At 63.6% G+C, this 19,282-nt stretch carries 19 protein-coding genes; 5 read left to right on the top strand and 14 right to left on the bottom strand.

The window, feature by feature from the left end; all coding sequences use genetic code 11:
• Positions 1-46: 46 nt before the first annotated feature.
• The 3 genes from HX613_RS06535 to HX613_RS06525 are packed head-to-tail and all read right to left on the bottom strand — an operon-like array spanning position 47 to position 2,602.
• A complete protein-coding gene (locus HX613_RS06535) occupies positions 47-706 on the bottom strand; it encodes a response regulator transcription factor (RefSeq protein ID WP_235344596.1) in 660 nt (219 codons plus the stop codon).
• On the bottom strand, positions 703-2,199 hold the full coding sequence (locus HX613_RS06530; RefSeq protein ID WP_235344595.1) for a sensor histidine kinase: 1,497 nt from the start codon (positions 2,197-2,199) through the stop codon (positions 703-705). The genes HX613_RS06535 and HX613_RS06530 overlap by 4 nt, the downstream gene beginning before the upstream one ends.
• Complete coding sequence (locus HX613_RS06525) at positions 2,147-2,602, bottom strand: hypothetical protein (protein ID WP_235344594.1); 456 nt, start codon at positions 2,600-2,602, stop codon at positions 2,147-2,149. Before HX613_RS06525 ends, HX613_RS06530 begins: the two co-directional genes overlap by 53 nt.
• A 73-nt stretch (positions 2,603-2,675) precedes the next feature.
• Between HX613_RS06525 and HX613_RS06520 the strand changes: the two genes are divergently transcribed.
• Entirely contained in the window at positions 2,676-3,416 is a 741-nt protein-coding gene (locus tag HX613_RS06520) for a DedA family protein (RefSeq protein ID WP_235344593.1), read from the top strand.
• A gap of 69 nt (positions 3,417-3,485) precedes the next feature.
• Here the strand turns inward: HX613_RS06520 and HX613_RS06515 are convergent, their stop codons facing one another.
• The 3 genes from HX613_RS06515 to HX613_RS06505 are packed head-to-tail and all read right to left on the bottom strand — an operon-like array spanning position 3,486 to position 5,582.
• Positions 3,486-4,328 carry a shikimate dehydrogenase gene (locus HX613_RS06515; RefSeq protein ID WP_235344592.1) on the bottom strand — a complete coding sequence of 281 codons (843 nt, stop codon included), beginning with the start codon at positions 4,326-4,328 and terminating at the stop codon, positions 3,486-3,488.
• A gap of 55 nt (positions 4,329-4,383) precedes the next feature.
• Positions 4,384-4,830, bottom strand: a complete 447-nt coding sequence (gene aroQ / locus HX613_RS06510; protein ID WP_235344670.1) for a type II 3-dehydroquinate dehydratase — start codon at positions 4,828-4,830, stop codon at positions 4,384-4,386.
• Positions 4,831-4,832: 2 nt separating this feature from the next.
• Positions 4,833-5,582 (bottom strand): IclR family transcriptional regulator, encoded by a 750-nt coding sequence (locus tag HX613_RS06505; RefSeq protein ID WP_235344591.1) that lies wholly within the window; start codon positions 5,580-5,582, stop codon positions 4,833-4,835.
• Between the two features lie 160 nt (positions 5,583-5,742).
• On the opposite strand from HX613_RS06505, the gene HX613_RS06500 reads away from it, so the two are divergent.
• The 3 genes from HX613_RS06500 to HX613_RS06490 all read left to right on the top strand — a co-directional run bounded on the left by HX613_RS06500 (position 5,743) and on the right by HX613_RS06490 (position 9,432).
• Positions 5,743-7,065, top strand: a complete 1,323-nt coding sequence (locus HX613_RS06500; RefSeq protein ID WP_235344590.1) for an MFS transporter — start codon at positions 5,743-5,745, stop codon at positions 7,063-7,065.
• 54 nt (positions 7,066-7,119) lie between these two features.
• A complete protein-coding gene (locus HX613_RS06495; RefSeq protein WP_235344589.1) occupies positions 7,120-9,006 on the top strand; it encodes a bifunctional sugar phosphate isomerase/epimerase/4-hydroxyphenylpyruvate dioxygenase family protein in 1,887 nt (628 codons plus the stop codon).
• Between the two features lie 111 nt (positions 9,007-9,117).
• Positions 9,118-9,432, top strand: coding sequence for an XRE family transcriptional regulator (locus HX613_RS06490; RefSeq protein WP_235344588.1), 315 nt, complete (start codon positions 9,118-9,120; stop codon positions 9,430-9,432).
• Positions 9,433-9,542: 110 nt separating this feature from the next.
• On the opposite strand, the gene gap is transcribed toward HX613_RS06490, so the two are convergent.
• Both gap and HX613_RS06480 read right to left on the bottom strand, forming a co-directional pair.
• Positions 9,543-10,538 carry a type I glyceraldehyde-3-phosphate dehydrogenase gene (gene gap / locus HX613_RS06485; protein WP_235344587.1) on the bottom strand — a complete coding sequence of 332 codons (996 nt, stop codon included), beginning with the start codon at positions 10,536-10,538 and terminating at the stop codon, positions 9,543-9,545.
• A 167-nt stretch (positions 10,539-10,705) separates the two neighbouring features.
• Complete coding sequence (locus tag HX613_RS06480) at positions 10,706-11,215, bottom strand: MarR family winged helix-turn-helix transcriptional regulator (protein ID WP_235344586.1); 510 nt, start codon at positions 11,213-11,215, stop codon at positions 10,706-10,708.
• 110 nt (positions 11,216-11,325) lie between these two features.
• Between HX613_RS06480 and HX613_RS06475 the strand changes: the two genes are divergently transcribed.
• Complete coding sequence (locus tag HX613_RS06475; RefSeq protein ID WP_235344585.1) at positions 11,326-12,111, top strand: SDR family NAD(P)-dependent oxidoreductase; 786 nt, start codon at positions 11,326-11,328, stop codon at positions 12,109-12,111.
• An 82-nt stretch (positions 12,112-12,193) separates the two neighbouring features.
• On the opposite strand, the gene HX613_RS06470 is transcribed toward HX613_RS06475, so the two are convergent.
• From HX613_RS06470 to HX613_RS06445, 6 genes are all read right to left on the bottom strand, one after another.
• A complete protein-coding gene (locus HX613_RS06470) occupies positions 12,194-13,231 on the bottom strand; it encodes a GlxA family transcriptional regulator (protein WP_235344584.1) in 1,038 nt (345 codons plus the stop codon).
• Between the two features lie 86 nt (positions 13,232-13,317).
• A complete protein-coding gene (locus HX613_RS06465; RefSeq protein ID WP_235344583.1) occupies positions 13,318-13,662 on the bottom strand; it encodes a carboxymuconolactone decarboxylase family protein in 345 nt (114 codons plus the stop codon).
• Between the two features lie 113 nt (positions 13,663-13,775).
• Positions 13,776-15,503: a serine hydrolase domain-containing protein gene (locus HX613_RS06460; protein WP_235344582.1), complete on the bottom strand. Its 1,728-nt coding sequence runs from the start codon at positions 15,501-15,503 to the stop codon at positions 13,776-13,778.
• Positions 15,504-15,852: 349 nt separating this feature from the next.
• Complete coding sequence (chrA, locus tag HX613_RS06455) at positions 15,853-17,181, bottom strand: chromate efflux transporter (protein ID WP_235344581.1); 1,329 nt, start codon at positions 17,179-17,181, stop codon at positions 15,853-15,855.
• A gap of 111 nt (positions 17,182-17,292) precedes the next feature.
• Entirely contained in the window at positions 17,293-17,913 is a 621-nt protein-coding gene (locus HX613_RS06450) for a response regulator (RefSeq protein WP_235344580.1), read from the bottom strand.
• Positions 17,910-19,241, bottom strand: a complete 1,332-nt coding sequence (locus tag HX613_RS06445) for a sensor histidine kinase (RefSeq protein ID WP_235344579.1) — start codon at positions 19,239-19,241, stop codon at positions 17,910-17,912. Before HX613_RS06445 ends, HX613_RS06450 begins: the two co-directional genes overlap by 4 nt.
• Positions 19,242-19,282 lie beyond the last annotated feature (41 nt).

Below are 19,282 nucleotides of genomic sequence, written 5' to 3'. Positions count from 1 at the left end.
TTAAGGTGGAATTAAGACGCAGATGAGAAGACTCTTAGGCTCGCTTTCAGTCCACGCGGTAGCCGAATCCGCGCACGGTGGTGACGAAGTCGCTGCCCAGCTTCTTGCGCAGATAGCCGACGTAGACGTCGACGACATTGGAACCGGGATCGAAGTCGAAGCCCCACACATGTGAGAGCAGCTGTTCCCGCGAGAGCACATTGCCGCGGTTCTGCAGCAGGATCTCTGCCAATGACAGCTCACGGGCAGAAAGATCGACGATCTTCCCAGCCAACCACACCTGCCGTCTGAGGAGGTCGATGTGCACATCTCCGCGAACGAGTTCTGTCTTCGGAGCTTCGATGATCGTCTCCTTGAGCCGCAGTCTGATGCGGGCCAGCAGCTCGCCGAAGCGGAAGGGTTTGATCATGTAGTCGGCAGCGCCGGACTCCAATGCGAAGATCGTGTCGTCTGCGTTGTCACGTGCGGTGAGCACGAGGACCGGAAGGTCGGGGCGCTGTGTGCGCAGCTGGCCGAGAACGCTGAATCCGTCGAGGCCCGGCAACCCGATGTCGAGGACGAGCAGGTCGAAGTCTCCTGTCAGCGCCAGGTCTCGACCCGAGATCCCATCGGCGGCGATCTCCGTGCTGAAGCCTGCGGCTTTGAGTCCCTTGGCGATGAAGGCGGAGATCCGCTCCTCATCTTCGACTACGAGAATTCTGTTCACTGCGGTCCTTTCGGCAGGATCATTCGGAATTGGGCGCCCCTGGACACGTGATCGAGGACGACGGTCCCACCGTGCGCCTCGGCGATGGCCATGATGATGGACAGTCCGAGGCCGAAACCGTGTCCCTCGGTCGATCCTCGGCTGAATCGTTCGAAGATGTCGGCTGCGATCTCATCCGGGACACCGCTGCCTTCGTCGCGAACCCAGAGATGGACGCTGTCACTTTCGACGCCGGCGCCGAAGGTGATCGGCTGGTCCACCTCGGTGTGTTCGAAGGCGTTTGCGGCCAACTGCAGCAGAGCCTGCGTCAGCCGCTGTCGATCAGCGGTGAGGACGACGGCCGGTGGAGTCTCGACCTTCCAATCACGCTGTCCCAGTCCTTTGGCCTTAGCCAGGGTCTCATTGAGCAGTGAAGGTACGTCGACCTGGCCCGGTCGAACGAAGTCGGGGCGACGAGAACGCGCCAGAATGAGCAGCTCCTCGACGAGGCGGGCCATCCTGTCCGTTTCATCGAGGAGCATCGTCCGAGTCTCATCGACATCATCAACGTCGCTGGAGTCCATGGTCTCAAGATGGCCGCTGAGGATGGTCAGGGGTGTGCGGAGCTCATGACCGACGTCGTCGAGGAAGCGCTTCTGCGTCTCGAAAGAGGCTTCGAGGCGGTCGAGCATATCGTTGAATGTGCGTCCGAGCTCGGCGATGTCGTCATTGCCTCGTGTGGCGAGCCGGCTGCTGAGATCGCCGCCGGAGATCGACTGTGCCGTCTTTCGCAATTCGGTGACCGGAGCCAGAAGTCGCCTGGCCAGCACCGAAGAGATCCCCGAGATGAGCAGCGCAGCGGCCAGTGCGACGACGATGTAGATCTGCATGACCTGCGAAAGATCGGTGTGGCTGGCGGTGACGTTGTGCACGACGACGAACGACCCCGGGCCGTTGTCCGCACCTGACTTGGATCCGCCGGCTGTGCTTCCACCGGGCGTGCCCTCTCCGGGTCCGGAGGTGATCGGCAGTACGTAGCCGTCGTATTCGTCGCCGTCGATCGTCAGGTTGATCTCGCCGCCGTCCGCGGACACTCCGGCCACGGCCTTCTCGAACTCTGCGGAACCGTTCACCGCGGAATTCGGCTCCCCTTGGTACAGGACACGACCGTCGGTGAGGAAGGCGAACAGGGTCTCATCTTCGTCTGGGCGATTCTGGGCGAGGAACTGGCTGAGGATCTGGTCGACAGAGGTGAAGCGCTCCCCGGTCTCGGGATCGACACCGTTCTGGGCGAAGGAGCGCATCTCTGCGACCTCCTGCGCCATGGAGGCCGTGTTCCGACCCTCGACGTTGTTCGCTTCGACGGTGTAGAGGACGAGTCCGACGACGGTGAGAGCGAGTACGGAGAGAATGGCGACCGTGATCGTCAGTCGATTCTGAACGGTCATCCGGATGCGACGTTCAGTCGTCGTCGTCGTCATCGTCGTCGTCGTCATCGTCGCCGTCGTCGTCATCGTCGTCATCGTCGTCGGAATCGGCGGGCACTTCGCGCGGCGGGTTGGGCACCGGCTCATAGGAATGTTCGAGTTCGTCGGGCACAGTCGAGTCGTCGGAAGAATCGGAGGACTTGGTCGACTCGGTTGGTTCATCGGCAGATCCATCGGGCTTATCGGCAGCTCCATCGGCGTTCGAGGGAGCCGAGGTCTCGGGGGTGACTTCGACCGGGGTGAGATCTGGCGGCTCCGGCGAAGCGGAGCTTCTGACGATGATGACCGTGAGAACTGCGAGCACGATCACCAGAGCGGCCACTACCGAGCCCAGAATCTTCGATCTTCCTTCCACGCTCTCAACACTGCCCAAGGCCGGAGGGTTTGTCGAGCGATCAGCGATGAGAGTCTTCTTAGACAGATCAGCCACGCGCTGCCAGGGATCACCTGAGTCGCTGTGATACCGTGAGCGCCGACCGCACAGCCCCATGCAGGAGCCATTGATGAGTGAGAACCGTCTGCCCGATGACGAGGCCCGGTTCGAGGAATCCGAAAGCGCTGACTCCTCCGACGAGAGCCCCTGGGCCGCGCTCAAACCATGGCAGGGCAAGGCCTCGCGCCTGGACAAGGTGCTGCTCTTCCTCATCATCGGCGTCCCTCTCGTCTACCTGGGACTCATGCCGCTGCGCCCTTGGATGCTGGTCAACGCACCGGTCCTGCAGGAATTCATCAACGGCGCGAAGACCGCGGTCGTCGCGGCCGGAGCCTACGCACGGATCGGCGAGATTCCGCTGTGGCTCGTCGTCGTTGCGGGATTCATCGGAATGGCGAAACTCGACTGGGCGTTCTGGCTGGCCGGCCGACGCTGGGGCGACGGAATCCTGCGGCTCTTCGCCCAGAACGAACGACAGCTCAAGCGAATCGAATCCCTCAAGCGGATCCCCAACTGGGCCCTGTTCCTCATGACCATCGTCTCGCGGTGCCCAGGAGTACCGGGAACCCTCGTCTACCTCGTCGCCGGTTGGACGCGGATGCGACTGTCACTGTTCCTCATCGCCGACCTCCTGGGTTGCCTGCTCTTCACCATCATCTGGACGACCTTGGGCTATCAGCTCGGCGAAGCCGCCGTCGATGTGCTCAAGGTCGTCGACAAGTACGCGCTGTGGCTGACCTTGGCGATCATCGTCGGCATCTTCGTCATCACCTATATCCGGGAATATCGCAAGCAGAAGAACGCACAGTGAGCCGCCACTTCACGCCTCGGTGAAGTCAAGCGCCGAGGTGTCTGACCTCGCTCGCCGAGACAGCTGAACTCAGGCGCCGAAGGACAGGAAGGTCTCGCGCATCCGCGTCGGATCGGCCTTGCATCCGCTGAAGAGTTCGAAGGCATCGATCGCCTGGTTGACGGCCATACCTGAACCGTCGAGGGTCCGGCACCCCTTGTCCATGGCCTCCCGGAGCAGTTGGGTCTCGAGTGGGAAGTACACGACATCGGCGACCCAGGTCTGCGGATCCAGCAGCCCGGTGTCGAAGGGCGTCCCAGGAAAGGCCGCCATGCCGACCGGGGTGGCGTTGACGATCCCGTCCGCCGAGGTGATGGCCGGCTCCAGCTCTTGTGTTGAGATCGCGCGTACGTGGCCCCCGATCTCGGCGGCCAGATCCTGAGCTCGCTGTGCACTGATGTCGGCGATGACGAGGTCCTTGGCCCCCAGCTCTGACAGCGCGAAGGCGACGGCGCGTCCTGCTCCGCCTGCACCGATCTGCACGACGCGATTCCTTGCAGCACCTTCGAGTCCGGCTTCGAATCCTCGTGCGAACCCGGTGACGTCGGTGTTGTGACCGATCGTCCGTCCAGCTTCGTCGATGACGACCGTATTGACCGAGCCGATCCGGCGAGCGCCGGGGGCAACCTCGTCGAGGTGGTCGATGACCTGCTGTTTGAAGGGGTGGGTGATGTTGAGCCCGTCGAAGCCGAGGTTCACCGCCGATGTCAGCAGCTCAGTCAGCGGCACTGTGGCCAGTCGCTCCTCGGCGATGTCGATCGTGCGGTAGATCGTGGTCAGATCGTGCGCAGCTCCTTCATTCTCGTGCATGCGCGGGGTGCGGGAGGCGGAGATGCCTTCGCCGATGAGTCCCAGGAGCAGTGACCGGGTCATAGTCTCACTTTCGTGTGGTGCGTGTGGTGTTCGTGTCAGACGTGGTCGCCGCTGTTCAGAGGGCCGCGGTACCGAGCTTGTCGGCCAGGATCTCCAGCGCGTGCACATACCCCTTGGCGCCGGCACCGGCGATCACCGCGGCTGCCACGGGTGAGAGATAGGAGTGGTGACGGAATGATTCGCGGGCATGCGGGTTGCTCAGGTGCACTTCGATGATCGGATGATCATAGGATTTGAGCGCATCGTGAAGTGCCAGAGACGTATGCGTATAGGCGCCGGCGTTGATGATGGCACCCACGGTGGTCTCTCGGGCCTCGTGCACGGCATCGATGAGCTCGCCCTCGTGGTTGCTCTGGATACAACGGACGCCCAGGCCAGCCTCGGCGGCACTTGCGGTGCACATGTCCTCGATGTCGGCCAGAGTGGTGTGGCCGTAGATCTCGGGTTCGCGCACGCCGAGGAGGTTGAGGTTGGGTCCGTTGAGGACGAGGACGGTCTGCATGGTCACCTGGGCAATCTGGCGGCGATCGCGGCCGCCGTCTCGGTCAGTTGGGGGACGAATTCGATGAGCTCGTCCAAGGTTCGGCGGAACACCGGTGCGGCCAATGCAAGGGCCGCCAGCAGGCGACCGTCGAGGTCGAAGACGGGTACGGCCAGGGCGTTCATGCCGACGTCATTCTCCTCGGACTGTCCCGCCCAGCCGGTGGCGCGGATCTGTTCGAGCTTGGTTCGCAGCTGTGCGGGATCGGTGATGGAGTTCGGAGTCCGCGGCGCCAGTTCGAGCTCACCGATCGTGTCATCGCGCTTCGGGTCGTGGGCGAGGAGCGCCTGTCCCAACGCCGAGGTGTGCAGCGGCGAATCGTCGCCGGGATCCGTCGTGGTCCGGAACTGCGGGCCGTCGACGGTGATCACCGTGAGCGCGGCATTGCCGCGGCGAACGGAGAGGATGCTCGACTCCCCCGTGGACGCCGTCAGCGCCTGCAGCAGGTCTTTGGACGATCCGGCGAAGCCGCGACGATGCGCAACCTTCTGCCCGAGACGGAAGACCTCCAACCCCAGGGTGTAGGCCTTGGTGGAGGGCTCGTAGTCCGCGTATCCGGTCTCGACGAGGCCGCCGAGCAGCCTGTAGGCGGTGCTGAAGGGATGGCCGGTGAGCTCTGCGGCTCTGGCTGCGCTGATGCCCTCTGCATGGTCACCGAGGAGTTCGAGCATATCGAAGGCCTTGGTCACGGAGTTGGATCCCTTGGTCGGCATTCTTCGCCTCCTCGGCTCGACTGAGTGGTTCGACTGGGTGAACTGAACGTGGCTCATTGACGTGAACTGAACGTTGACAGACTATGTCATCTCGATCACACTGTAAACCACACTGTAACAACGACTTCCACATTATGGCAATAGAGAGATGCGAGGAAGCATGATCAACGCGACCGATGACGCTCGTCCCGCCAAGACCCCGCTGAGGGCGGCACTGTCGAGCTGGACGGGCTCGGCTCTCGAGTACTACGATTTCGCGGTCTACGGAACCGCCGCAGCTCTGGTCCTCAACGTCCTGTTCTTCCCAGACACGACCGCTCCGGGCATGGCCATCCTTCTGGCGATGGGCACCGTCGGCGTCGCATATGTCGTTCGCCCGCTGGGTGCCCTCGTCATGGGGCCCCTGGGAGACCGGTTCGGTCGGAAGTTCGTCCTCATGCTCACCTTGTTCCTCATGGGGTTCTCGACCTTCGTCGTCGGCTGCCTGCCCACCTTCGACCAGGTCGGATATCTCGCGCCGATACTGCTGGTGCTGTGCCGAGTGATCCAGGGGCTCTCCGCTGCCGGCGAGCAGGCGAGCGCGATCAGCGTCTCCCTCGAGCACTCGGAGGAGACCAAGCGCGCCTGGACGACGAGTTGGACGCTGCACGGCACCCAGGCAGGCACCCTGCTGGCGACCGCGGTCTTCATCCCCTTCACCGCTTTCCTCCCCGAGGAGGCGCTGTTCAGCTGGGGCTGGCGCGTACCCTTCTGGCTCTCGGCACTCGTGGTGCTGACCGCCTGGCTGATTCGCCGCGGCCTGGACGAGCCGCCTGCCTTCAAGGAAGCTCGCAATGAGCACCCCCCGCTGATGGCGGTCTTCCGTTGGCACAAAGCCGCGGTTCTGCGGGTGGCGGCCTGCGCCATGGTCAACACCGTGAACATGGTCTTCACCGTCTGGTCGCTGTCATTCGCCACCTCGATCGTCGGCCTCGAACGGTCGACCATGCTGCTGGTCTCGGTCATTGCCAACGGGGTGGCTCTGCTCGCAATCCCGGCCGCAGCGATCCTCTCTGACCGCATCGGCCGCAAACCCGTCTTCATCATCGGAGCACTGGGGGCCGGGCTGATGATGTTCCCCTACCTGGCTGCGGTCTCAAGCGGAAACTGGACCCTCATCTTCATCTGCGGTTCGATCATGTCCGGCTGCGCCTACTCGATGGCCAACTCGATCTGGCCTTCGTTCTACGCGGAGATGTTCCCCACCACCGTTCGCGTCACCGGGCTGGCTCTGGGCACGCAGATCGGCTTCGCCGTCTCCGGCGGACTCGCCCCAGTACTGGCCTCAGCCGTCGCCGGCGCCTCGGGAGAGAATTGGATCTCCGTCGCCGGGTTCACCGCCGGTGTCTGCGTCTTCACGGCACTGGCCGCGATGACGGCGAAGGAGACCAAGGGGCTGAGCCTCGAAGAGATCGACACAGTCCACGCTGCACGCTCACACTGAGAAGCGTGCCGGTGATGAAGAACTGCCGGTGATGAGAAGCAAGGAAGGACGTCCATGCGAACGTCGATAGCAACAGTCTGCCTGTCAGGAACTCTGGAAGAGAAGCTTCGGGCCGCAGCGCGGGCCGGCTTCGACGGAGTCGAGATCTTCGAACAGGACCTCGTCGTCTCCCCCGACTCCCCCGAGGCCATCGCGAAGTTGGCTGCCGATCTTGGCATCAGCCTCGATCTGTACCAGCCCTTCCGGGATCTCGAAGGCGTCGACGAGGCGCAGTTTCAGAAGAACCTGAAGCGGGCGGAGACGAAATTCCAGCTCATGGCCCGTCTCGGGATCGACACCATGCTGCTGTGCTCGAACGTCGGGACTGCCACCATCGCCGATGACGGCGTGGTCGTGGAACAGCTGCGTCGCCTCGGCGATCTGGCCGACCGCCATCGCGTGAATATCGCCTACGAAGCTTTGGCCTGGGGTCGGTTCGTCTCCGAATACGACCATGCCTGGGACCTCGTGAAGGCCGCCGACCACCCTCGGATCGGGACCTGCCTCGACAGCTTCCACATCCTCTCGCGCAACACGGATCTCAGTCGCATTGCGGAGATTCCCGGAGACAAGATCTTCTTCCTCCAACTGGCCGACGCGCCCGCACTGACCATGGACGTCCTCAGCTGGTCTCGCCACCACCGTGTCTTCCCCGGTGAGGGCGCCTGGGATCTCAGCGACTTCCTGACCAGGATCGCCGCCACAGGCTACGCCGGGCCGGTATCGCTTGAAGTCTTCAACGACTCGTTCCGGCAGGGCGATACCAACCGGACCGCCGTCGACGGCCTGCGCTCGCTGCGCTGGCTCGAGGCCAGCATTGCCGACGCATCTGCGGCCGCTGCTGAGTCTGCGGATCCCGGCTCGGGCCTTGATCTGCAGCCTCTGCCAGAGGTGGAGGAACCGCGCGGAATCAACTATGTGGAGCTGAGCACCGATGACCTCGGCGCCCTGACTCGCCAGATGCACCAACTCGGGTTCCAGTTCATCGGCTATCACCGCAGCAAACCGCACGTGCAGCTGTGGCTGCGGGGGAAGGCCCGCATCATCGTCAGCGAGGTGACCGAGGAAGCGGGCACCACCTCGGCGCCGGTGAACGGTACATTCCTGCGCGGAATCGGATTCGAAGTCGCCGACTCGAAGTCGGCCATGGAACGCGCCGCGCTGCTGCATGCGGACGAAGTTCCCCGCGATCAGGCGCACAACGACGAGGTGCTGCGCGGCGTGTTCGCCCCCGACGGCTCCGAGGTCTTCTTCCACCAATTCAACGAGACGACACCGGCGTGGATCAAGGAATTCGGACATGATCACGACGAGCAGACCTCGCACATCGACCATGTGAACCTGGCCCAACCGTCGAACCACTACGACGAGGCCGTCCTGTTCTACACCTCGCTGCTGGCACTGCACGCCCAGTCCTCACAGGACGTGCCGAGCCCTTCAGGGCTGGTCAGGTCGCAGGTCATGTCGAGCACCGACGGATCGGTTCGGATGCCGCTCAACGTCTCGCCGCAGCCGAATGCCGAAGCCGTCGCGGGCCGTGGAATCGGCTCAGTGGCCGAGTCCTACCCGGAGCACGTGGCCGTGGCCTGTCAGGACATCTTCAATGCCGCTTCCACCGCGCTTTCACGCGGATTGGACTTCCTTCCTGTACCCCAGAACTACTACGAGGACCTCGATTCCCGCTTCGACCTCGACCCGGAGTTCCTGCAGCGGCTGCAGGCCCATCATGTGCTCTACGATCGGGACGAGCACGGTGAGTTCCTGCACTTCTACACATCGACGATCGGCTCCGTCTTCTTCGAGATGATCGAGCGCCGAGGCGACTACCTCGGATTCGGTGCACCCGATGCTCCCGTTCGGCTGGCCGCACAGCATCGGAAGAACGCACAGCACTCCGCATAGCAGCAGCGGCAGTCAGCCAGCAGAGGTGTCAGCCAGCGCGGCAGAGCCGTCAGCCAGCGCGGCAGGGGCGGTTTCTGGCAGGTTCCAGGTTCTTCTGGCAGGGTATGGACCATGAACAATGAACAGATCTTCGACGGGCCGCTGGCTCGCGCAGCCCGTGCCCTGGTTCGAGTCTCTGCCAAGGACGTGGCGTCCAAGGCCGATGTGAGGAAATCCGAACTCAAGGACTTCGAGAAGGGACGCGACGACCTCACCGAACAGCAGGAGCATCGGGTACTCGAGGCCCTCGAAGAGTTCGGTGCCAGGTTCGTCCTCGATGACTCCCAGGGCGGCTACGGAGTGCGTCTGAAGTTCAACCGCGCCAAGGTTCGCGCCATCGAGCGTTGGGAAGACGAGGGCGGAACACCCGCCGAAGACGACGTCTGAGACCACCCGAGTAAGACAAGAAGCTGCCCCGACCGTGCGATGTGCACGATCGGGGCAGCTTCTGTCTTGCTCGAAGGTCAGCTGGAAGGTCAGCTTGCCTCGCTGGACTCTCAGCCTTCGGCGATGAGTTCCAGATTGTCGACGACGCGGTTCGAAAAGCCCCATTCGTTGTCGTACCAGGCGGTGACCTTGACCATCTTGCCCTCAACACGGGTCAGGGCGGAGTCGAAGATCGAGGATGCGGCCTGCCCGACGATGTCACTGGAGACGATCGGTTCGGTCTCGTACTCGAGGATTCCCTTGAGTTCCCCGTCGGCAGCCGTGCGGTAGGCCTCGAGCACCTCGTCGCGGGTGACGTCACGGGACACGATGGCGTTGATCTCGACGATCGACCCGACCGGCACGGGCACGCGCAAGGCGTCGCCGCTGAGCTTGCCATCGAGTTGCGGAAGCACGAGGCCGATGGCCTTGGCGGCCCCGGTCGACGTCGGGATGATGTTCTCCGCGGCGGCCCGGGCACGACGGGGATCCTTGTGCGGTCCGTCCTGGACCATCTGGTCGCCGGTATAGGCGTGGACGGTGGTCATGAAGCCCTGTTCGATGCCGGCCAGGTCGTCGAGGACCTTGGCCAGTGGCGCCAGAGCGTTCGTCGTGCATGAGGCGTTGGAGATGATCGTGTGTTCGGGCTTGTAGGCCTCGGTGTTCACGCCGTAGGCCAGCGTGACGTCTGCTCCCTTGGACGGGGCGCTGACGAGGACCTTCTTCGCGCCGGCCGTGATGTGCGCCCGCGCCTTGTCAGCCTTGGTGAAGCGTCCCGTGGATTCCAGGACCACGTCGACGTTCATCTCAGACCAGGGCAGGTTCTCGGGGTTCTTCTCGGCGAGGACCTTGATCGGCTTTCCATCGATGATGATCTCATCGCCGGAGACCTCGACGGGGAAGGCGAAGCGGCCCAGCGTGGTGTCGAACTTGAGCAGCCTGGCCAGGTCTTCGACGGGGCCGAGGTCATTGATGGCGACGACCTCCAGGCCACTGCCGCGTTCAATCAGAGCGCGCAGTGTGCTGCGTCCGATACGACCAAAACCGTTGATGGCGATGCGAGTCAATGTCACTCCTTGTCAGAGGTACTGCTTGTGGGTACATCTCTATAGTCTCGTGTTCCCGCAGAAGACAACAGTGGCCAGAGAGACATTCTACGCAAGGTTCTAGCCAGAGGTATTGCCAGATACCGAAAGTATCTGGCCAGCATAGATTCGACCCGCTCAGGTGCCGATCAGTCACGCTCGCCAACGGTCGATTCCCCGGAATGCCATTCGCCGTCAGCACGAATGGCGGCGGTGATTCTTCGACTGGCGTCGCGCAGCCGGCAAGCCTGAGTGCGAGTCAGCGAATCGAAGACGAGCCTGCGCACAAGAGCAACATGCCCGGGCGCCGCCGCATGTACAGCCTCCTGTCCAGCGTCGGTCAGCGTCGCGATCGTGATGCGACCGTCGCTCGGATCCGGAGCCCTGCGGACCCACAGCTTCCGCTCCAGTCGTGCAACTGCGCGCGACAGGCGGGACAGTGTGCTGTTGGCGTAACCGGCAAGCTCACTCATTCGAAGCGATTGCCCCTCAGCCTCCGAGAGGGCGAAGAGGATTCCGAACTCGAAGTGACTGATCCCCGAATCACCCTGCATCTGCGCGTCGAGCGCCGCAGGAAGCCACTCAAGAAGCGTTGCCACTGCCGCCCATGTTTCAAGTTCATCGGGATTGAATGCATCAGCGGATTGGTCATCGATCATGAGCGCCACTCTATCATTTCACTTGTCTAGGAAAGTTAAAACATCTACGATTCACTTACTCAGGAAAGTAATTGCTGCCGTGGACAGCGGCACGAGAGGACAGATGCACCATGGACACAGAGATCTCAGGCAAAAGGGCATTCGTCAGCGGCTCCACCCAGGGCATCGGATTTGCGGTGGCCGCGAGCCTGGCCGCAGAGGGCGCCACCATAGTGATCAACGGTCGCGATGGGCACCGCGTGTCCGAAGCCCTTGAGAGTCTTCGCTCCCTGGTGCCCGGCTGCGATGTCTCGGGGATAGCCGCTGATTTGGCTGACTCAGGGCAAGTCAATGCACTCCTCGACGCACTCGAACCCGTGGATGTGCTGGTCAATAATGTGGGACACTTCGAGGTGTCTCCATTTGAGGAGATCTCGGACGCGGAGTGGTCGCGGCTATTCGAGATCAATGTGATGAGTGGGGTCCGGCTCTCGCGTCATCTTCTCAAGCCGATGCTGAAGCAGGGGTGGGGCCGAATCATCTTCGTCGGCACCGAGTCCGCCGTGGATGTGCCCGCTGACATGATCCACTACGGTGCGACCAAGGCTGCTGCGCTCGCGCTGAGCAATGGTCTCGCGAAACTCACCCGTGGCACCGGTGTCACGGTCAACACCGTACTGGGCGGTCCGACCTATTCCACCGGCGTAGCAGACACGGTCGAGCAGATCGCTTCCGCGCAGTCGCTCTCTCCCGAGGCGTTGAAGTCCACACTCGTGCGTGAGTCCTCGCTCATCCAACGCTTCATCGAACCCGAGGAGATAGCGAATCTGGTGACCTATCTGGCCAGCGCGAAGTCGTCGGCAACCAATGGCGCCGCGCTTCGTGCCGAAGGCGGCGTTCTCCCCACCACCGTGTGAGACATCTACGCGCATGAGGCACCTACGCGTATGGGCCACCACCGGTGCACAGACGAAACCGCCGGTCGAACCTTTCCCAGAATCACCCGGAGAACGTGTGCCGGTATTCATTGGGAGAGGTCGAGAGGATGCGCTGGAAGTGCATGCGCAGATTCGCTCCGGTGCCGAGTCCCACCTGGTCAGCGATCTGCTCGATCCCCAAGTCGCTGTTCTCCAGGAGTTCCCTGGCCAGATCGACGCGGGCTCTGAGCACCCACTGCATCGGCGTGTACCCGGTATCGTCGACGAAGCGCCGCGAGAAGGTGCGTACGGAGACTCCCGCATTTGCCGCGAGGTCAGTGAGCGTCAGTGATTCGCCGAGGTGCTGCAGGGCCCATTGCCTGGTGTCGGCGAAGACCTCGCCGAGCGGATCGGGCACGCTGCGCGGCACATATTGGGCCTGCCCGGCACTGCGGTAAGCGGCCGCAACCAACCGGCGGGCGACCTGGTTGGACAGCCCCACACCGTGATCGCGGCGGATGAGGTGGAGACAGAGATCGATCGCCGAGGCTGCTCCTGCCGAGGTCAGCAACGGTCCTTCATCGATGAACAGCACGTTCTCGTCGACCTCGATCGAGGGATAGCGTCGGCCCAGCTCCTTCGCCGTGGACCAGTGAGTCGTGGCACGCCGGCCTGCGAGCAGACCGGTGCGTGCGAGGACGAAGGTCCCGGTCGAGATCGCGGCGATCCGAGCGCCGCGTTCGAACGCGGAGAGCAGAGCGCCGACAACGGCCGCCGATGGCTCATCGTCGACGACCGAAGTGGCGCCGGGGATGACGATGGTGTCTGCCGATTCCAGCGCGTCGAGGCCGACATCGACGCAGTAGGAGAGACCGTCGGCACCGGTGACCAGTCCGGGAGCAGCTCCGCACACTTCAACCGAGTAGGGCCAGGTTCCGCCCGGGAGGATGCCGCTGGGATGGACCGTTGAGGTGGGGCTGACCGCATTGGAGCTGCGGCCGAAGACCTGGACGGGAACGCCGAGGTCAATGGCAGACACCCCGCCCAGAGCCAGCACGAGAATGCGGTGCGGCTGCAGACGGGGTGTTCTGCGCAGAGGTGTTCGGGAATCTTCAGTCATGATTGCTCTTCAGTCTAGGCAATCGAAGGGCCCCGTTCATCAGCGACTCTGAGCAGTCGAGGATCAGGCACGACTCCCGGTTCGATTCAGCTGTGGTCGTGGGCTCCGGTGAGCTTGAAGCCGAGGCGGCCGTGGGCGAATGCGCCGCCGGCCCGAATCGCCGAGGCAGTCCATGCTGTCTCTGCCAGTTCGGTCTCCGAGGCGCCGGCCTTGACCGCCGCGTTCGAGTGCGCATCGATGCAGTAGGCACACTGGGTGGTCAGTCCGACGGCATAGGCGATGAGCTCGCGGTACTTCAGCGGGATCTCACGCCCGTCCTCGGCGAAGACGGCATTGTTGAAATCGCCGAAGGCCTTGAGGATGTCCGGAGTGGTCTCCTTGTAGGCCTTGTCGTACTTTCCGTCGCCTTCGCGATCGAAGAAATCAGTCATGGTGCGCTACCTCCTGGGATCGAAATCGTTCCAATTCGTCACGCTACAGCCAGAAGCAGTGGGATGCATCCGTTTTCGTCATACGCGGGCGGGCAGCGGCGTTTGAACGCGAGTCAGACGATGCCGGACTGAGGCACGTACTGCTGTGGTGCGATGCTAGCGGCAGCGGCGGGTGCGGCCACGTTCGGAATCAGGGTGCCTGCTGCGGCAGGGCGGGGAACCGCGGCGTGCGCAGCTGCAGCGTTCGGAGCTGGGACATCTGGTGCGTGCGCAGCTGCAGCGTTCGGAGCTGGGACATCTGGTGCGGGCGCACCTGCCACGGCAGTGTTCGATGCTGGGGCCGAAGCGCTCCGAGCTGGGGCTTCGGGAGCCGCACTGCCGAGATCACTCGAGGGTTCGACTGCGGACGCCGCCGGCGATACAGCCGCGGATTCAGTCTTCGGGGGAACCGCCTCGGCGATGGCCTCGAACATGGCCAGGGTGCCGTGCTGGTGGGCAAGGCTCACCGGCTGAGGGTCACTGGAGAGCTTGACGCCCACGGTCTGGGTGGCGCGGTCGATGTAGAGCATCTGGCCGTGGATGCCGATGCCGATGACCACGTCGCGGCTGGCCGAGGGCACCCAGAACTGGCTGCGGTACATTCCGCCCGGGTAGGACAGGCCCGACGGGGAGTCGGCGAAGACCTGGGCGGAATCGGCTCCTCCGGTGAAGATATCGTCGATCCACTTGCCTGAGAGGACACGTTCTCCCTCGGCCGTGGTTCCACCGCGGGCGATCATCTCACCGAACCTGGTCAGGTCTCGCAGGGTGGTGCTGATGGCGCCATCGGCGATGGATCCGCCCCACCGGTCCTGGCAGACCTGGGCCGCGTGGGCCGCACCGATCTTCGACCATACGTATTCGCTGGCGATGACGGAGAAGGGCTGCCCGACGACGGCTTCGCAGATCCAGGCCAAGACGTCGGTCTCGCAGCTGCGGTAGACGTAGGCACCGCCGTGCTCGCGTTCGCTGGTCAGGCCTTTGAGGAAGTCCTTGATTCCGTTCGCCGAGGTGGCTGTCCGCGGCGCGAAGTCGACCGCCTCGAACAGGTCCCGGATCTCGGATCCTTCCTTGAGGTATTCCTCGGAGAACTTGATGCCCGATCGCATGTCGAGGAGGTCGCGGATGGTCGCCCCGGCATATCCGCTCTCGGACAGTGCGGGCACGCGGGTGGTGACCAGGTCGCCTGGGGAGAGGAGGCCCGCGTCGGTGAGTGCGCCGACGACCGCGGAAACGATGGACTTGCTGATCGAGAACAGCATGTGCTGGCGCGCAGGCTTCATCGGCCAGGCGTATTCCTCTTCCAGCGCGATGCCGTCACGGGAGACCATCCAGGCGTCGGTGAATGTGTTGGCCAGAACGTCGCCGACGGTCGACCAACTCTCGTCAGCACCGGACCACTTCTCGCGGTCGATGGGCAGGGGACGGAAATCGTTCTCTTCGGTCACAAGCTCGCGGACCGGGCCGATCCCGCGCGGAATGCCCCCAGTTGGGAAGATCTCCTCCATGCGAGTCAGAGCGAAGGCGAAGTACTTCGGCCACTTCCAGGAGTCGAGATCGATGCGTTCGAGGATCGCCTCGGAAGGATCGACGATGGCGTCTTCGCTCGCCGATGTGAGTTCGCCGGCGCGCGGCAGCGGCGGCTCGGCTGGGGGCTCCGACGGAGGTTCGGTTGAGGCGGCGCTGTCGCCGGTCTGCTCCGTCTGCGGAATGATGCCTTTGGTGTTTCCCGAAAGTGCTCCGAAGCGGCGTACGCCAGATTCGTCGGGGGAACCGGGCAGTGTCTTGTCCCCATCTGCCATCGCTCGCCTCCACCGGTCTCGACCGGCATGGACTGCCGATCCGCATGGAAGAGCCTACCTGGAGGAGAAGAACCATCACAGTTGAGTCCGGGCTCCAGGCCGCATTTCGAACTTCAACGCGTGAAATGACAGGCCTGCTACCAGGTGCGACATCGCAAACGGTTACTTATCAGTTATTCAACTTACAGTCTGACGCAATCGGCACGTTCTTGATTATTCGCGTCTGTATAAGGCTACCGAGCTTCAACACATCGCCGTCGTGTCGAGACCCCGGTGCACGCACAGGGGTGGCGACGCTCCATGTGTGTTTCGACGAATCCGAATGGGATGTCAACACCATCGCTGTCCGTCAGAGGAACGCGAACCCGATCAGTCCGGCGGCGATGACGGCGGCCCAGGCGGGCAGCTTCCATTTCACCTGAGCGATGAAGACTCCCACGGCCAGTGCCAAAGTGGCAGGCGAGGTGATGCCCTGTGTGAATACCGGGTCATAGAGAGCGGCTGCAAGAATGCCGACCACGGCGGCATTGACGCCCAGCAGTGCCCTGCGCACAGCCTGTGCGCGGCGAAGACGCGCCCAAAAGGGCAGTGCCGCGATAACGAGGAGAGCTGCCGGCAGGAAGATCGCCAGCAGAGCGATACCGGCGCCGATCAGTCCCGTCGGCCCCGTCGTCGCAGAGGCCCCGAGGAACGCTGCGAATGTGAACAGCGGACCCGGCACCGCCTGGGCAGCGCCGTATCCGGCGAGAAAGGAATCGTGTCCCACGAGTCCGGTCGCGACGGTTTCCGTCTCAAGCAGAGGAAGCACGACATGACCGCCGCCGAAGACGAGTGCGCCAGCGCGGTAGAACACGTCGACCAGGCGCAGACTCGGATCACTGGTCACTGCGCTCAGAATCGGCAGTGCCACCAACAGCAGCACGAATGTGATCAGCGCGACCACGCCCACCTTCCGGGAGATCCGCACCCCAAAATCAGGCTGCACGCCGCCTCTCGCAGGCTGCCCACCCGTGCCCGAACTCTCCACTGCACCCTCACGAGCAGCGTCGTCTCTGGCCGCACCGACCGGAGCGGCGCTGTCAGGCGCCGCCTCGTCAGGCGCAGTCTCTCGACGCAGCCAGGCCAGCCCGACGACACCGCCCAGGACGATCGCCGCTACCTGCACGAACGGGCTCGGGATGAGCAGGATGATGATCATCGCGGCCCCGGCGACGGTGGCGCGTTTGGCATCGGGAGTGAGGTTCTTTGCCATCACGAGCACCGCCTGAGCGACCACGGCCACCGCGGCTGCCTTCAGCCCCGACAGCCACCCCATGCTGGCATCTCCACTGAAAGCGGCGATGCCGAGTGCGAAGGCCACGAGCACGATGGCCGAGGGTATGGTGAAGGCGAACCAGGCTGCCAACAGCCCGCCGATGCCTGCTCGCTGCAGTCCGATCGCCATGCCCACCTGGCTGGAGGCAGGACCGGGAAGAAACTGGCACAATGCGACCAGGTCCGCATATGCCCCGTCGGAAAACCACTTGCGACGGGCGACGAAGGTCTCTCGGAAGAACCCGAGGTGCGCGACCGGACCACCGAACGAGGTCACGCCGAGGCGTAGAAACGCCCAGAACACTTCTCCGATCGTGCCGGGATGTTTACGCTCATCCGCCACGTCTGCCATCGCCTCGCTCATTCTCACTATTCTGGCCGGGCCAGCTCAGGCAGACCGTCATTACGGCAGAGAAGGTCGATGAACTTCAGGACAACTCTTGTGCCCTCATCCCCGCGGACTCGATGTCGAGTGCTACACCAGGCCTTGATCCTCGGCGACGCGGATGGCACGCGATCGAGAGTCCACGCCCAGCTTCGTGAACACGTTGACCAGGTGACTCTTCACTGTCGCCTCGGTGACGAAGAGCTCCTGTGCGATCTGCGCGTTCGAGGCACCGGTGGCCAGCAGCTTCACCACATCGCGTTCCCGTCGGGTCAGCTTCGGGCCCGGATTGCGCATCGCGGCGATGACCTTCGATGAGATCTCAGGCGGTAGATAGGTCTCCCCGCGTGAGGCCTTCTCGATCGCAGTCGAGATGTCCTCGGGGTTGATGTCCTTGAGCAGATACCCGGACGCTCCGGCGTTGAGGGCGGCGACGATCTCCGAATCGTTGTCGAAGGTCGTGAGGATGAGGACTGCAGGCTTCTGCGGCAAGGCGTTCAGTCGCTTCGTCACCTCGATGCCGTCGATGCCCTCCCCCAGGCGCAGGTCGCACATCACCACATCGGGTGCGAGCTCATCGACCACGGCCAGTGCCTCTTCACCGCTGCCGGCTTCACCGACGACGGCGATGTGCTCGGGGGCGTCGATGACGGACCGCAGGCCGGCCCGCACCACGGGATGGTCGTCGACGAGGATCACTCGAATCGTCATGCGCTGTCTCCTTGTGTGGATTGTCCATTGGCGCCATCGGCCCCGCCGAGGTGGTCCTTGGGTTCACCGTCGACCGCGGCTCCCGACCGGGAGGTCAGAATCGGATTCTTGGGCAGTGTGGCTGAGATTGCGAATCCCGAGCCCGGCGTCGTCTCGATGACGAGTTCGCCTCCCAGCTCGCGCATGCGCGACCCGATGAAATCGAGTCCGAAACCTGACTCCGATTCGCGTTGCCGCGAGCCCGGATCAGCCATGCCGACTCCGTCATCGACGATGTCCATGCGGATCGACCCGTCGAGATCCATGAGGCTGATCATGACCCTCGAGGCTTGAGAGTGCTGTCTGACATTGGCGAGCGCGGACTGCGCGGTCCGCAGCAGCGCCACCTCCACCTCGGCGGGCAGGGAAGGAACTGTCTCGTCGACCTCGACGCGACCGCGGATGGAGGTGTCCTCCTCCAGGCGGGTGAGCAGTCGTCGGATGGCCGCGGTCAGCGCCCCGTCCTCGAGCTCGGCCGGGGCGAGGGCGGCGATGATCCGGCGCACGTCGCGCGAACTCTGCGCGGCGAGGTCCTCGACTTGGCGCAGAACCTGCTGCGCGTGCTCATCGGTGGTCCTGTCCACCTCGGCGTGGGCGATGAGACGGATCGAGGAGATCTCCTGCGCGATCGTGTCGTGGATGTCGCGGGAGACGCGGGTGCGTTCCTGGATCTCACCGGCGTGACGCTGGGTCAGGGCGAGCTCGTCCTGCAGGTCCAGCAGATTCTGGTGAGCCAGCTCCAAGGACTGCAGCAGCTCTTCGCGCCTGCGCCCTTCTCGCAGGAGTTCGATGTAGCCACGGGAGAGGCCGAGCGCGAAGACCGCGCCGATGAGCGATCCGATGATGCTCGCGGTGCCGACCGCACCGTAGTGGGCCAGGGGTGCCACGACCGTCGCGATGTAGGTCAGCGCGGTGATGACGACGGCGATGCGCAACGAGAACAGGTGACCGGCGAGCAGCCAGAGGACGAAGGCGATCCAGATGAACTCGGCGGAGACCAGCAAGGTGCACAGCCACGCACCGGCGAGGACCAGCAGCCACCATTTGGCCAGGACGATCGCGCCGCTGCGAGCGGCCCGGACGGCACCGAGGGCGTACCAGGCGAGGAACACGATGCTCACGGCGATCGCGGCCAGGGGTGCCGCTCCGGTGTCGATGGCGCGGATGCACGAGATCACGGTGAGAGCCAGGGCCATTGCGTGCTGGCCGATCTCCATGGTTCTCTCTGTCCACCCGCGTGTGTCCACGGTTTCGCCTTCCTGCAAGTCGTTCTTCGTGCTTGTCGTCATTCCTGCTGTCGTCATTCCTGCCAACTCAATCACATCTGCGG

Source organism: Brevibacterium sp. UCMA 11754 (assembly GCF_021532275.1).
GTDB lineage: Bacteria > Actinomycetota > Actinomycetes > Actinomycetales > Brevibacteriaceae > Brevibacterium.
The sequence above is the reverse complement of the archived record's forward strand: the minus strand, read 5'-3'. Positions and strand labels throughout refer to the sequence as shown.

Excerpts from the sequence above, each read along its gene's own strand:
- HX613_RS06445 (WP_235344579.1), bottom strand. The coding sequence starts at position 19,241 with ATGACGACAAGCACGAAGAACGACTTGCAGGAAGGCGAAACCGTGGAC.
- HX613_RS06500 (WP_235344590.1), top strand. The coding sequence starts at position 5,743 with ATGATCAACGCGACCGATGACGCTCGTCCCGCCAAGACCCCGCTGAGG.
- chrA (WP_235344581.1), bottom strand. The coding sequence starts at position 17,181 with ATGAGCGAGGCGATGGCAGACGTGGCGGATGAGCGTAAACATCCCGGC.
- HX613_RS06460 (WP_235344582.1), bottom strand. The coding sequence starts at position 15,503 with ATGGCAGATGGGGACAAGACACTGCCCGGTTCCCCCGACGAATCTGGC.
- HX613_RS06520 (WP_235344593.1), top strand. The coding sequence starts at position 2,676 with ATGAGTGAGAACCGTCTGCCCGATGACGAGGCCCGGTTCGAGGAATCC.
- HX613_RS06505 (WP_235344591.1), bottom strand. The coding sequence starts at position 5,582 with ATGCCGACCAAGGGATCCAACTCCGTGACCAAGGCCTTCGATATGCTC.
- HX613_RS06530 (WP_235344595.1), bottom strand. The coding sequence starts at position 2,199 with ATGACGACGACGGCGACGATGACGACGACGACGATGACGACGACGACG.
- HX613_RS06465 (WP_235344583.1), bottom strand. The coding sequence starts at position 13,662 with ATGACTGATTTCTTCGATCGCGAAGGCGACGGAAAGTACGACAAGGCC.
- HX613_RS06490 (WP_235344588.1), top strand. The coding sequence starts at position 9,118 with ATGAACAATGAACAGATCTTCGACGGGCCGCTGGCTCGCGCAGCCCGT.
- HX613_RS06495 (WP_235344589.1), top strand. The coding sequence starts at position 7,120 with ATGCGAACGTCGATAGCAACAGTCTGCCTGTCAGGAACTCTGGAAGAG.
- HX613_RS06470 (WP_235344584.1), bottom strand. The coding sequence starts at position 13,231 with ATGACTGAAGATTCCCGAACACCTCTGCGCAGAACACCCCGTCTGCAG.
- HX613_RS06515 (WP_235344592.1), bottom strand. The coding sequence starts at position 4,328 with ATGACCCGGTCACTGCTCCTGGGACTCATCGGCGAAGGCATCTCCGCC.
- HX613_RS06475 (WP_235344585.1), top strand. The coding sequence starts at position 11,326 with ATGGACACAGAGATCTCAGGCAAAAGGGCATTCGTCAGCGGCTCCACC.
- aroQ (WP_235344670.1), bottom strand. The coding sequence starts at position 4,830 with ATGCAGACCGTCCTCGTCCTCAACGGACCCAACCTCAACCTCCTCGGC.
- HX613_RS06450 (WP_235344580.1), bottom strand. The coding sequence starts at position 17,913 with ATGACGATTCGAGTGATCCTCGTCGACGACCATCCCGTGGTGCGGGCC.
- HX613_RS06480 (WP_235344586.1), bottom strand. The coding sequence starts at position 11,215 with ATGATCGATGACCAATCCGCTGATGCATTCAATCCCGATGAACTTGAA.